We start from the raw sequence: 14,712 nt of genomic DNA, 5'->3' as shown, positions 1-14,712 counted from the left end.
AAATAGAATAAAGAAATAACACTAATAAAATGAGTACAGAAACTTTAAATAAAGATATTCTTAGAGGAGGTCAATTCCTTGTTAAAGAAACGAAAGCTGAAGATGTATTTACTCCAGAAGATTTTTCTGAAGAGCAAAAGATGATGCGTGATAGTACCAAAGAATTTGTAGATAGAGAACTTTGGGCACACTGGGAGAAATTCGAATCAAAAGATTATGCTTTTACTGCAGAGTGCATGAAAAAGGCTGGAGAACTTGGTCTTCTTGGTGTTGCTGTACCGGAAGCATATGACGGTCTAGGAATGGGATTTGTTTCTACAATGTTGGTATGTGATTATATATCAGGTGCTACAGGATCATTTAGTACTGCTTTTGGAGCTCATACAGGTATTGGTACTATGCCGATATCATTATATGGTAATGAAGAACAAAAGAAAAAATATGTTTCTAAATTAGCCACTGGAGAGTGGATGGGAGCATACTGTTTGACTGAACCAGGAGCTGGATCTGATGCTAACTCCGGTAAAACGAAAGCTGTTTTATCTGATGATGGTAAGCATTATTCGATTTCTGGTCAAAAAATGTGGATCTCTAATGCAGGATTTTGTAATGTAATGATTGTTTTTGCTCGTATTGAGGATGACAAAAATATTACTGGATTTATTGTAGAATATGATCCTAACAATACCAATGGTATCTCATTAGGTGATGAAGAAAAGAAATTAGGTATCCACTCCTCTTCTACTCGTCAGGTATTCTTTAGTGATACTAAAGTACCTGTAGAGAATATGTTATCAGAAAGAGGTAATGGATTCAAAATAGCAATGAATGCATTAAATGTTGGACGTATCAAATTAGCTGCAGCTTGTTTAGATGCACAACGTAGAGTTATTGGAGAAGCTACTAAATATGCTAATGAGCGTATTCAGTTTAAAACTCCTATTATGAATTTTGGAGCTATCAAATCTAAGATCGCTGAGATGGCTACTAATACCTATGCAGATGAATCTGCAAGTTACCGTGCGGCAAAAAATATCGAAGATAGAATTGCTATTCGTCAAGCGGAAGGTAATACACACCAAGAAGCTGAACTTAAAGGAGTAGAAGAATATGCTATAGAATGTTCTATATTAAAAGTTGCAGTTTCTGAAGATGTGCAGAATACTACTGATGAGGGTATTCAAATATTTGGTGGAATGGGATTCTCTGCAGATACTCCGATGGAATCTGCTTGGAGAGATGCTCGTATTTCTCGTATCTATGAAGGTACTAATGAGATCAACCGTATGTTAGCAGTAGGTATGCTTGTAAAGAAAGCAATGAAAGGTCACGTAGATCTTTTAAACCCTGCTATGAAAGTTGCTGATGAATTAACAGGAATTCCTTCTTTTGACACTCCCGATTACTCTGCATTATTTGCAGAAGAAAAAGAGATCATTGCAAAAATGAAGAAAGTATTCTTAATGGTTGCAGGAGCTGCTATGCAGAAATTTGGTCCACAATTAGAAGAACACCAACAATTATTAATGGCTGCTTCTGATATTCTAATTGAAATTTATATGGCTGAATCTACAATCCTACGTACAGAGAAAAATGCTAAGCGTTTTGGGGAATATTCTCAAGAGATCCAAATTGCAATGTCTCAATTATACTTATATAACGCAGTAGATATCGTTATTAAAAAAGGAAAAGAAGGAATCGTTTCTTTTGCTGAAGGAGATGAGCAACGCATGATGTTAATGGGACTTAAACGTTTCACTAAATATGCGAACCAACCAAATGTGGTTGCATTAAGAACAAAAATTGCTGATAAAGTAGCTGCCGAAAACGGATACTGCTTTTCATAACAATAATAATATATCCGTTCCTAAGGATTAAAACTAGGAAGTTGTTTAATTTTGATTTAAGAAACCGTCTTTCTGTTGGGGAAAGACGGTTTTTTTGTTATCTAAATTTCACCTATCCTCTACATCCGCGTAATACGCCAAAAAGGAAATCATCCGCTGCTTGCGAATATTCATCTCCGCAATTACGATCAAAAGGATTAGTACTACCTCCCAGTACTCTACCGCATTGATCATGATCCAAACAATCTTTAGTCCAAGCGCTTGCAATAGAAAAAACGCCAGGACATCCAGAACCGCAACGCCCTAAGCAACGATCACCATTTACTAATTTACGATCTCTATAAGTCTGCCCTACATTGTCATCATAAACAGCCGTAACATAAGTGTTCTTTCGGATACAGGTTATCCCATCATCATTTCCTTTCGAAAGGTTAGTTTGTTTTCCTTTAAAAATAATTTTTTCATAACTATAATTACTAGGTGATTTAGCCCAATATTCAAGTAATTTTAACAAAGTAAATTCTGCCATTGTAAAATTGTCAACAGATCCATCTTTAAATAAATACTCCGAGATCTGTTCGCCTATCATTAATAATGTTTCTTTTTCTTTATTAGACAACACGACACTTTTACCATCTATTTCAATATATTCAGTGTCATAATCTATTGAAGCTACTAATCGAACATCATTTATAGATACTTTAAGGGTATAATAATTAGATTTTTTGGCAACCTTGTATGCAATTTGGAAGCCGTTAAGTTCTTTTTCACCTTCCAATTGATCCTCTTGGTGAATTTCTAATCCGATAATTTCATCATTAGTAGTACTCTCCTGTTTATCACAAGAGTTTAATAGTACTAAAAATAAAAAGCATAATACTGGAAATCTAAATTGAATTTTCATGGTATAATATATTTAAGTTGGTTCTACTAAAATACTTTACAAATCTAAATTTCTTACTACCAAATGATTATCAAAACATTAATCTAGTTTAACATAAGAAAATGTTTCATACCTCACCATAATCAATCAAAAAAAATCGGAAAACAAAGAATAATCAACTCTAAAATAACAATTAGCATAGCATACAAAAGAATCCTCGAAATTATATAATCACAATAAACAACTGTTAATTATATGTTGTTTTTCAATATATTATGTGAAATATTGAGAATTTATCAACACGAAAACGTTGTAGTAACTCTCTGAAAGACCTAAATTGAATATTTCGTAATAACTTAGAGGAAATTTAACACAAGAAACACTTTTACAAACTAAAACTTATGAATTATGAAATCAATTTCCCCTCCTCCGAAAATTTCGAGATTATTTGAGCTACTTTAATTAAACAAAATAATTCTATTAAATAGTTTAGTCAGAAAACATAGAATTTATTGTAGAAATAAAAAATTTGAAAAAAATTACTTTTTTATAGTCGTCATAATTACTATCAACACAATTAAAGCACATCAAATCTTTGATTTTCTTTTAATTACAGTAAACAAAGTTAGTTTTATTTAACCATTAATTAAAACCGTTACTTTTTACCTGCGCGTCTTTCCTAAGTTATTTATTTCATATTCTTATTCCCTAAGTACGAAAATTCACGAAAAAAAACTTACTCACTTATTACAAACTACTGTTTTTGAACAGAACAAAAAATCTTAAAAATGAAAAGAAAAAACCTCTTAAAAATTTTGGTAAGCTTTTTATGTTGTTTACCTTTTTTACAGTTACAAGCACAAGATGAGGATGTAATGTTTCAGGCTTTTGACTGGAATGTACAAAATCAACCAGCTGGTCAAACTTGGTATAATGTTGTATCCAATGCTAGAACTACTATTAGTGATGCTGGTATTGATTTAATATGGATGCCACCTCCAAGTAATTCTGCAGCACCACAAGGATATTTGCCTAGAGAAATTAATAATTTTGATAGTGCCTATGGTACTACTAACCAACTAAAATCATTAATCGATCAATATCATAATTTAGATATTAAAGTTATTAGTGATATCGTAGTGAATCACCGTGTTGGTACTAACGATGCAGTAACATTTACGAATCCAGCTTGGCCTACATTTTATATCACAGCTGATGATGAAGGAAGAAACTTTGTAAATGGTCCGGTAGAATTTAGTATTAATAATGATTTCGTACCTGGATTTGACTTAAAAGCCGATGGTTCTAGTGGAGGATTTGCAGCTGCTAGAGATCTGGATCACAGAAATCCTGCAGTAAGAGCGGAGATTATTAAATGGATGAAAAAGTTACAAGATGATCTTGGTTTTGATGGCTGGAGATATGATTTTGTTCATGGATATGACCCAATATATAATAAAGAATATAATGATGCTACCAATCCTTATTTTGCAGTAGGAGAGCTATTAGAAAGTAGCAGAGTACAAACTAATAATTTTGTTAATAGAACACAAGGTTCGTCTTCCGCTTTTGATTTTAACACTAAGGTAAGTTTACAAAATGCTTTTAGAGATAATAACTTATCGTATTTAAGAGATGGTCAGGGTAGGCCTTCTGGTATGATGGGTATTAACCCATCTAAATCAGTTACTTTTCTTGATAATCATGATACTGGGTTTGCACAACAATGTTGTGGATCAAACTTCGTTTTCCCTGGTGGAGAGACAAATCTTAGAAAAGGATATGCTTATATTTTAACACACCCAGGAAATCCAATGGTATTCTGGACTCATTTCTTTGATGGAGGAGCTGGAGTACAAAATGCTATTAAAGATCTTATTTCGGCAAGAAAGAGTGTAAGAGTACATTCTGGATCTACTATTAGCATTGATGAAGCAAGAGGAGATTTATATGCCGCCTACATCGATGGAAAATCTGGAACACTAGCAATGAAGTTAGGATCTGGAAATTGGTCTCCTAATGGAAGTGGATGGACATTACAGACTTCCGGTACTGACTACGCTGTGTGGACACAAGGTGAAACAACCGGTGGTGGAGAGACAGTACCTCCATTCACTGTTAATTTTTTCAAACCTTCAGGTTGGGGATCAAATATAAACGCATACGTATTCGATGCTGGTGCAAATGCTACACTTCCTGGAACTAGCGGATGGCCTGGTAATAACATGACAAATATTTCAGGAACTGATTGGTACTCATTTACAATAACGCCTCCAGCCGGTATATCTGCTAATAACATTAGAGTTATTTTCAACGATGAAAACAATCAAACGGATGACCTTTCTAGAAGTACTAGTGGATGGTTTAGAGGAAATACTTGGTCTGACAATTGCCCTAGTGATTGTAGTGGTAATGGATCTGGAACATCTAATGAAGTGACATTAAATTTCCAAAAGCCTGGTGGTGGATGGGGCAACAGCACTAACATGTATCTATACAACAAATCTACTAATCAAACGCTGTCTGGAACTTCGGATTGGCCTGGAACTAGTATGAACAATCTAAGTGGTACATCTTGGTGTAGAAAAACTTTTACATTGCCTAATGGTGTTGCTACGAATAATGTAGGGGTAGTTTTCAATAATGGAAATGGTCAACAAACAATTGATCTAACAAGAGGAACAGATGGATGGTATAGAGTTACGGGAAGTAGTAATGGAAAAAGAACAGGAACTTGGTCTAATAATTGCACCAATAATTGTCCTTCTAATAGAGCTATGGAATTAGCTGATACAGCGGACAAAGAAAATTCTTCGATCATAGAAAAAAGTATTGTTACTCTTTGGCCTAATCCGATTAAAGAAAGAGGAACATTAAGCGTAAATACATCAGAAAATGGTGTTTTAAAAGTTACTATTTCTAATATCTTAGGACAGACCAAAACTGTATATAGTCAAAATACACAAGTTGGAAATCAAACCATAGAAATCAATGCAAATGATATGCGTGAATCTGGCATCTACTTCGGTACGATAACATTAAATGGTAAAAAACTTAAAAGAATCAAAATTATAAAACAATAATTTTTTGCCCTAAATTATATACCAATTATCACAAGTTGATTTGGTAGTCAAAAAGCGGTCGTTATAATAAAACGACCGCTTTTTTTAATATTAAATATACTATGAGACTTATTTTAACTTTACAAAATCTTAACTTTCATTTATCATCTATAAAAAGCGTATAGTTTTTAATATCTTTCCGTTCTTTAAGAATTCATTTTATTAACTATAATACTCATCTTTTGAAAAAAATAACTTTCTTTTTATCTCTAATTATATTGATATCTTGCAAAAACCAAGAACATAACAATTCTGACAAAACAATTGCGGATTCCAAAGAACAAACTGTAATTCCACAAAAAGGAAAAAAAGATCATCAAGTCCGAGATATTAAAAAAGCGGAAATAGCTCCTAATGTCGATGGAGATATGAATGATCCTATATGGAACCAAACTAAATGGTATCCAATGGATCAGAATTGGATTGGTGAATTTCCAGATATCAAAGATTTCTTTGGTAGATATAAAATGACTTGGACACCAGAAGCATTATATATTTTAGTAGAAATAAAAGATGATATTCTATATGATCAATATAAAGATCCCCTTAAATTATGGTGGGATGATGATTGTGTTGAGATCTTTATAGATGCAGATAATTCTGGTGGTGAACATCAATATAACAACAATGCATTTGCGTACCACGTAGCATTAGACGGAAATGTTGTTGATCTAGATGCAGAGAAAAAACCACTACTTTACAATAATCATATAAAAATGAAACGCACAACAAAAGATGATGTTTCTGTGTGGGAATTTGAGCTTACTGTATATGATGATACTTACCAAGAAGGAAAAGCCAATGACCCTGTAGTTTTATCTAATAACCAGAAATTAGGTTTCGCTATCGCTTATAACGACAATGATACAAGTAAAGAAAGAGAGAATTTCATGGGCTCTGTCTTTGTTCCTGGAGAAGACAAAAACCAAGGTTGGATCAATGCTGATATCTTTGGTACAATTACATTAGTCGAATAACATATATATTAACAAGTTATAAAAGGGACTCCTAGTGATCGATTATTATAATATTGTCTCTATGAGTTCTTTTTCTTTTGTTATTCCTTCAGAAAAATTAACTGCGGTTTCGATAAGCGCTAAATGCGAATATGCTTGCGGAAAATTCCCCAATAATCTTTTAGATTTAAAATCTATATCCTCACTAAAAAGACCCAAATGATTACTATAAGATAACAATTGATCAAACATTACTTTTGCTTTTTCCTTCTCTCCTATTTTGTTTAAACTATTAATAAACCAAAAGCTACAAATGGTAAAGGATGAAGATGGCAATCCAAAATCATCTTTATTTTTATAACGATATAATAATCCACCGTTGCATAATTCTTTTTCCGTAGCTTTTACGGTACTTATAAACCTAGAATCCATAGGCTCTATAAAACCATAAGATTCCATCAATAATGTAGAAGCATCTAGATCAGAAGATCCATAAGACTGGGTATATGCCTGCACTTCTTCATTCCAAGCATTCTTATAGATATCATTATAAATTCTATCTCTAAGCTCAATCCATCTAGCGTTATTTTTCGTTTTACCTATCAGTTCTCCTATTTTTATAGCTCTGTCCACAGCAACCCAACATAATAATTTCGAGAACGTAAAATGCCTTTCCTCTGTTCTAAACTCCCATATACCTTTATCAGGTTTTTCCCAGTTTACATTTACGATATGGACAATACTTTTACTAATAGTCCATAAACTCTCACTATCATCAACTGCACAATCAAATTTTACAAATTGTTGATATATTACATTCATCAAAATACCATAAATATCATTTTGTTTTTGATGAAAAGCAGCATTCCCTATACGAACAGGACTAGAATTTTTATAACCACTTAAATGGTCTAGTGTTTTTTCTGTAAGATCTTTTTCTCCATTAATTCCATACATAATCTGGATCTTTTCGTCTTTATCAGGTATAATATCTATGATAAATTGAAGAAAACGCTGCGCTACTCGTTTATGGCCTAAATCAGAAATTACTTTTATTACCATAGAAGCATCTCTAATCCAACAAAAACGATAATCCCAATTACGAACTTCTCCTATAGTTTCTGGTAGAGATGTAGTGGCTGCAGCTAAAACTGCTCCGGATTTTTCATAGCTAAGCAACTTTAGAACTAATGCACTTCTAAGAATTTGATCATTATAAATTGTATATGAAGTCGTTTTTTCACTCCAATTCATCCAATAAACTCTAGTTCTTTGCAGTTTAAGATAACAGAGTTCTAAAGATTGTTTTAGAATTTTCTCGTGATAACTAATCAAAAAATAAGCATTGCCAGAAAGCACAATTTCCTCTGAACTTAAAATAGATTCTAAGTCTAGATCTGAATAAAGGTATAAGGTATCATACTTGTCTTTATCCGTGATACTTTTTATATAATCATCACTCTTTTTAGAATAAGTTTCTTCTTTAGCATACTCTAATTTAGGATTATATTTAACTCTAAAAGACGGTTTTCCAGAAATCAATTTAATATATCGTACAATATCTGCAGGTGTATGATATGTGCCATCTTCATTCTGATATCTCGGCATAAAATCTATACTTTCGAAAACATCATTACCATTATTAAATTCTGTAACGAGAATATTTGTTTTAGCAATATACTTTTGAGAAATAGTGTATTCCTTTGAAACCAAAATTTCAAATGAACCTCCTTTTTTTTCATCTAAAATTTTCGCAAAAACAGAAGAAGAATCAAAATTTGGCAAACAACACCAATCAATTGCTCCTTGTTTAGAAATCAACGCTGCACTTTTACAATTTCCTATAATTCCGTAGTCCAAATTATCCATATAAACTCAAGTTCTTTTAAATAAACGTACCTTTATTCACTGAACCGAAATTTAATCAATCAAAATTATTCAACCAACTTTCACCACCCTTTATGAGCAAAACTATCATAATCTCAAATCGACTACCCTTACAATTAGAAATTGATAATAATTCCATCAAAACTACACCAAGTGTTGGGGGATTAGCAACAGGAATGAAGTCCGTACACTCCGGAAGTGATAGCATTTGGATAGGATGGAGTGGACTAACAGAAGAACAATTAGATACTAAAAAAAGAAATCTAGTTGAAAAAGCTCTAAAAAAACATCAGTGTGTTGGAGTACCTTTAACAGAATTAGAAATAGATGGATTCTATTACGGCTTTAGTAATAATACACTTTGGCCATTATTCCATTACTTCATGGAATATACTGAATTTAACAAAGACAGTTGGGAAATATATCAACATGTAAATCAAAAATTTGCAGATGTAATTATTGAAAACCTTGGTGAAGATGATACAATTTGGGTACATGATTACCAACTACTATTATTACCAGAAATGATTCGCAAAAAGAAACCAAACGTAACGATAGGATTCTTTTTACATATTCCTTTCCCATCTTATGAGGTTTTTAGAACAATTCCTTGTAGAGAAGAATTATTAAAAGGATTATTAGGAGCTGATCTTATTGGTTTCCATACATATGATTATGAACGTCATTTCTTAAGTTCAGCACAAAGAATTTTAGGATTAGAAATTAACTTCAATAATGTTCATATAGATAATAGAATAGTGAAAGTAGATTCTTTTCCCATGGGAATTGATTATGATAAATTTCATAACGCCGCTACTATTCATGATGAAAAAGAGAAAAAAGATCAAACAGAGATACAACAAAAGATCGATGAACATTTAATAAGTGGTGATCGAGCTAAACTTATCTTATCTATTGACAGACTAGATTACACCAAAGGGATTGCCAATAGATTAAGAGCCTTTGAATATTTTTTGGATAAATATCCTCAATTTAAGGGTAAAGCAAGACTTGTAATGCTTGCAGTACCATCCAGATCTAATGTTCCACAATATCAATTACTAAAAAACGAAATTGACCAATTGGTAGGTAGAATTAATGGAAAATTTTCTGAAGTAAGTTGGACCCCTATTTGGTATTTTTATCGTTCTATGCCTTTTGAAAACTTGATTGATTTATACACATCAAGCGAAGTTGCTTTACTAACTCCTATTAGAGATGGGATGAATCTTGTAGCAAAAGAATATATTGCTTCTAGAGTAGATCAAAAAGGAGTTCTAATTTTAAGTGAAATGACGGGAGCTTCAAAAGAAATGAGCGAAGCACTTATTATCAACCCTAATAATTTTGAAGAAATAGCAGACACACTAAAGTTTGCGTTAGAAATGCCGGAGGAAGAACAAATAAAAAGAAATAAAGCATTACAAAAACGATTAAAAAGATATAATGTAGAGAAATGGGCTAATGACTTTATGGAATCTTTAGAAGCTACCAAAACTACTGCTAAGAAATACTCTCTAAAAAAACTAACCCCTACTATTAAGAAGGATTTATTTAATGATTATAATACTTCAAAAAATAGAATTCTGTACATTGATTATGATGGTACTTTAGCTCCTTTCGAAAAAATTCCGGAAAATGCTAAACCTACTCAAGAAATATTTGATATTTTAGATACGTTACAAAGTGATGATCGCACCAAAGTAATTTTAATTACAGGAAGAGATAAATTCACTTTTAACAAGTGGTTTGGTCATAAGGATTATACTTTAATCACTGAGCACGGTGCTTGGTTAAAAGAAAACAATAAAGATTGGGAACTTTTGGAACGAGTTAGTAATGATTGGTTTGAGTCAATCGCCCCAGTTTTAGAATCGTTTACTGATAGAACACCAGGTTCTCTAATAGAAGAAAAAAATTATTCATTAGCATGGCATTTTAGAAATGTAGATCCTGATTTAGGAAAATTAAGATCTATGGAACTTAAAACGACCATACAACATCTAATAGCTAATCACAACCTAGAAATTCTAGAAGGCGATAAAGTATTAGAAATAAAAGTTAGTGGAATTAACAAAGGTAAATCAGCGTGTAAAATGTTGACTGAAAAAAAATATGATTTTATCTTTGCCATTGGAGATGATTGGACAGATGAATACATGTTTAAAGAATTACCTTCTTCTTCATATACAGTTAAAGTTGGACTCAAGAAGACCATCGCTAAATATTATGTAGAAGATACAAATCAAGTTCACGAATTATTAAAAGAGTTCAATCAACAATCATAAGGAAATATCTCTGAAACCTAAATTTTATATACTTCCCGTAATTATCATTGCACAGTTTTTCTGCACATCCTTATGGTTTGCAGGTAATGCTGTTATTGATGACTTTGCAGCTCAATTTAATGCTGGATTTAATATTCTTGGATATCTATTATCCACAGTACAGTTTGGATTTATAGTTGGTACACTAACTTTTGCTTTGTTAACCCTAGTAGATCGGTTCCCTCCTTCTAAAGTATTTATGATATCGGCACTTTTGGGAGCACTTTGTAATATTGCGTTGTTAATACCTAATATTACTGTATTCAATGTATTAACGGCTCGTTTCGGTACAGGTTTCTTTCTTGCAGGAATTTATCCTGTAGGTATGAAAATAGCCTCTGATTATTATAAAGATGGATTAGGAAAAGCCTTAGGATATTTAGTTGGAGCATTAGTTTTAGGAACTGCATTGCCCCATTTACTAAAAGAACTTTCTTGGAATAGTGATTATAAAATAGTGATACAATCTACGAGCCTTTTAGCCGCTATTGGTGGTGTTTTAATTTTCGTTTTCGTTCCTAATGGTCCCTACAGAAAACCTGTTTCTAAGCTTCAATTAGGAGTAATAACAGAGCTTTTTGGAATTATTAGTTTTAGAAAGGCAGCTTTGGGATATTTTGGCCACATGTGGGAACTATATGCATTTTGGGGGTTTGTTCCTATTTTATTAAAAACATATGTAGAACACCACAGAATAGGAATCCCAATATCTTTCTGGTCATTTATCATTATTGGTGTAGGTTTTTTCTCTTGTATCATAGGTGGATATATATCTTTAAAAACAGGAAGTAGAAAAGTAGCTCGATATTCGCTTATCATTTCTGGACTCTTTTGTATAACCTCTCCTCTATTATTTCAATTACAGACAGAAATATTCTTAGGATTACTATGTGTTTGGGGTATGGTGGTTATATCTGACTCCCCGCAATTTTCAACTCTAGTTGCTGCTGCAGCTCCTGCAGAACTTAGAGGAACAGGGCTTACTATAGTTAATTGTATAGGATTTGCAATTACGATCATAAGCATTCAACTACTTTCATATTTAGTAACCAAAATTGATCCTTCATATTTATTTGTGTTATTAGCCGTTGGTCCTGCCATAGGACTATATAGTTCTAGAAAACAACTACTATAAACTCTTAACAAATACTTAAGAAAATACTTGATAATTCAATGTATTTTAGAAAACAAAACCAATGCAAAAACATTTCTTGTTTGTACTACTCTTTTCCGTTTTTGTAGTATCTGCTCAACCAAATACAGAAGTTTATTTATTTGATCTTCTTGCCACTGGTCAAACTTTGGAACTAAAAAATAAACGTAACATTTCTAATAATGAAGGATACGATAATCAGCCATCCTTTTACAACGATAATATTGTACTTTTTGCTTCCATTAGAAATAAACAAACAGACATTGCTAAATATAATATTAGAGATAACAAAGTAGATTGGTTCTCTGAAACAGCAGTAGGTAGTGAATACTCACCTACTAAAATTCCTAATCAAAAAGCAATATCTGCAATTAGATTAGATACCACAGGAACACAATTATTATATAAATATGATTTTAAAAATGGAAAGCCAACGGTTCTTATAAAAGACCTAATCATCGGCTATCACGTTTGGTTTGACAAAAACATACTGGTTTCTTCTGTACTCGAAGATGGAGGCTTATCATTAGTGGTTTCTAATTTAGAGACAAAAGCAAATAAGACTTTTCAGAAAAAAACAGGAAGATCATTACATAAAATTCCTAACAGTAAACTGATTAGTTACATTAGTAAGGAAAATGATGAATGGGAAATAAGATCGCTAAATCCAATTACTGGTGAAACTAAAAAAATAATTAACAGCATTCCTATGGCGGAAGATATGTGTTGGTTGATAAATGGTACTATTCTAATGCCAAAAAATAATATCATATTTAAGTTCAATCCCAAAACTGACACCCAATGGAGTATCTTTCATACATTTCTGGATAAAGAAATTGCTAATATTAGTCGAATTACTACTAATGAAATAGGAACTATGCTTGCTTTGGTGTCTGATGTTTCTCCAGAAAAAATTGTTCAAAAACAACTAGATGCGTATAACAATAGAGATATTCATGGTTTTGTTGACACATATTCGAATAACATAAAAGTGTATAATTATCCAAATGAATTGATATATGAAGGTAAAGAAAAATTAAAAAAAGGGTATGCTTCTTTTTTTGAACAAACTCCAGATTTACATTGCGAAATTAAAAATCGAATTGTGTATGGAAATAAAGTAATTGATGAGGAATTTCTGATTATGAACGGAAAGAAAATGAAAGCTGTTGCCATTTATGAAGTTGAAAATGGTAAAATTGCTAAAGTCACTTTTATACAGTAAAATCAATTGAATTAGAATTGTATCTAACCTTTATGATCATTAAACAAAACTAGGAAGTCAATCAAATCAAAAAAGACCTAACTGGTTTATTATGATTATTTTCTTAATATTTATTGATAATAATTTATAAAGCTAATCATTATTGGAGAACAAAATAGAACTCATAGAAAGTATTGGAAAAATAGTTGTTTTTTTAATGCTATTACTTTCCATTTTCCTATTTACTGTCAAAACAAAAAACAAATTATCTAATAGACTATTTGGCATATATTTATTAGTAATCGCATTCGATCTTACAGGATTATTTTCAAATAAAATTTTAGAGTATCCAAATCTCAATATTTTAAAAGTATCTTCTAGTCTATCGCAACTACCTTTATTTTATCTTTATGTACTTTCCGCTTGTTATACTAACTTTAGAATAAAGAAAAAGCATAGTATACACGCCTCTCTATTCATTCTATTTTTATTGCTCTTTAAAATAACAGGGTTTTCCGATCAAAGTTTAATGATTTTTGAAATAATTGGTGAACTACAATTCATTGGTTACATCATCATTGTATTTATAGTTCTCAAAAAATATAAAACCGTTTATCTTGAAAATTATTCTAGCACAAATTACGTGGTCTATAAATGGCTATTTAATATCACAGCTTTTTCTTGTTTTGCACATAGCTTTGTAATTTTAAGATGGTATTTATCTAACTCCACTTTTCAGGGATATATAGTAAATATAAATGTATTGATTAGTATTATGGTATTAATCATTACCATATATTTTGTATTAAGTGCTTTATATCGTCCAGAACTTTTTACCGGTATAAACATGAATCTGAAACCGCTAACTTCGAATTCCCTAAGTGAGTTATCAGAAAAAACCACTCCTATTGAAGATGAACATTTAAAGAGATTACATTCATTTATGGAAAGTGATAAACCTTATTTAGATTTTGAACTTACACTACAGAAATTGGCGGTCCAAATAGATATTTCAGAAAAAAACTTATCTCTTCTAATCAACAGACATTTAAATAAACATTTCTTTGATTTTATAAATGCTTATAGAATTGAAGAAGCTAAAAAATTATTAAAAGATACTTCATTAAATATTCAACAGATTATGTATCAAGTGGGATTTAATTCCAAATCTTCGTTTAATACTGCCTTCAAAAAACATACATCAAACACACCTTCAAGCTACCGTAAATCAACAACTTAGGAACGTTCGATTTAAAGTCGAACCTTTTTATATGGTAAAAAAAGGTTCGACTTCTTATACCCGTACCATTTCATCTTTTTGAATACTCACTTT

At 31.6% G+C, this 14,712-nt stretch carries 9 protein-coding genes; 7 read left to right on the top strand and 2 right to left on the bottom strand.

Translation table 11 applies throughout. The annotated features are described in order from the left end of the window. The first annotated feature begins 29 nt into the window (after positions 1-29). Entirely contained in the window at positions 30-1,847 is a 1,818-nt protein-coding gene (locus tag BMY33_RS12150) for an acyl-CoA dehydrogenase family protein (RefSeq protein ID WP_091408779.1), read from the top strand. Between the two features lie 112 nt (positions 1,848-1,959). Here the strand turns inward: BMY33_RS12150 and BMY33_RS12145 are convergent, their stop codons facing one another. Beyond that, the gene (locus tag BMY33_RS12145) at positions 1,960-2,751 is read right to left on the bottom strand and encodes a DUF8213 domain-containing protein (protein WP_091408778.1); all 792 of its coding nucleotides are present in this window, start codon (positions 2,749-2,751) and stop codon (positions 1,960-1,962) included. Between the two features lie 767 nt (positions 2,752-3,518). On the opposite strand from BMY33_RS12145, the gene BMY33_RS12140 reads away from it, so the two are divergent. Both BMY33_RS12140 and BMY33_RS12135 read left to right on the top strand, forming a co-directional pair. After that, positions 3,519-5,813, top strand: coding sequence for a starch-binding protein (locus tag BMY33_RS12140; RefSeq protein WP_091408776.1), 2,295 nt, complete (start codon positions 3,519-3,521; stop codon positions 5,811-5,813). Positions 5,814-6,034: 221 nt separating this feature from the next. Beyond that, positions 6,035-6,829 (top strand): sugar-binding protein, encoded by a 795-nt coding sequence (locus tag BMY33_RS12135; protein WP_244543012.1) that lies wholly within the window; start codon positions 6,035-6,037, stop codon positions 6,827-6,829. A gap of 45 nt (positions 6,830-6,874) precedes the next feature. Here the strand turns inward: BMY33_RS12135 and BMY33_RS12130 are convergent, their stop codons facing one another. Next, complete coding sequence (locus tag BMY33_RS12130; RefSeq protein ID WP_091408774.1) at positions 6,875-8,677, bottom strand: glycoside hydrolase family 15 protein; 1,803 nt, start codon at positions 8,675-8,677, stop codon at positions 6,875-6,877. A gap of 92 nt (positions 8,678-8,769) precedes the next feature. Here BMY33_RS12130 and BMY33_RS12125 point away from each other — a divergent pair, with 92 nt between their 5' ends. From BMY33_RS12125 to BMY33_RS12110, 4 genes are all read left to right on the top strand, one after another. Next, positions 8,770-10,983 carry a bifunctional alpha,alpha-trehalose-phosphate synthase (UDP-forming)/trehalose-phosphatase gene (locus tag BMY33_RS12125; protein WP_091408772.1) on the top strand — a complete coding sequence of 738 codons (2,214 nt, stop codon included), beginning with the start codon at positions 8,770-8,772 and terminating at the stop codon, positions 10,981-10,983. Then, positions 10,970-12,157, top strand: a complete 1,188-nt coding sequence (locus BMY33_RS12120; RefSeq protein WP_342028435.1) for an MFS transporter — start codon at positions 10,970-10,972, stop codon at positions 12,155-12,157. Before BMY33_RS12125 ends, BMY33_RS12120 begins: the two co-directional genes overlap by 14 nt. Before the next feature lie 61 nt (positions 12,158-12,218). Beyond that, positions 12,219-13,400: a nuclear transport factor 2 family protein gene (locus tag BMY33_RS12115; protein ID WP_091408766.1), complete on the top strand. Its 1,182-nt coding sequence runs from the start codon at positions 12,219-12,221 to the stop codon at positions 13,398-13,400. A gap of 142 nt (positions 13,401-13,542) precedes the next feature. Then, the gene (locus BMY33_RS12110; protein ID WP_139195647.1) at positions 13,543-14,619 is read left to right on the top strand and encodes a helix-turn-helix domain-containing protein; all 1,077 of its coding nucleotides are present in this window, start codon (positions 13,543-13,545) and stop codon (positions 14,617-14,619) included. Positions 14,620-14,712: the final 93 nt, after the last annotated feature.

Origin of the sequence: Aquimarina amphilecti (genome assembly GCF_900109375.1) — a bacterium.
GTDB lineage: Bacteria > Bacteroidota > Bacteroidia > Flavobacteriales > Flavobacteriaceae > Aquimarina > Aquimarina amphilecti.
This window is presented reverse-complemented; position numbering and strand designations above follow the sequence as displayed.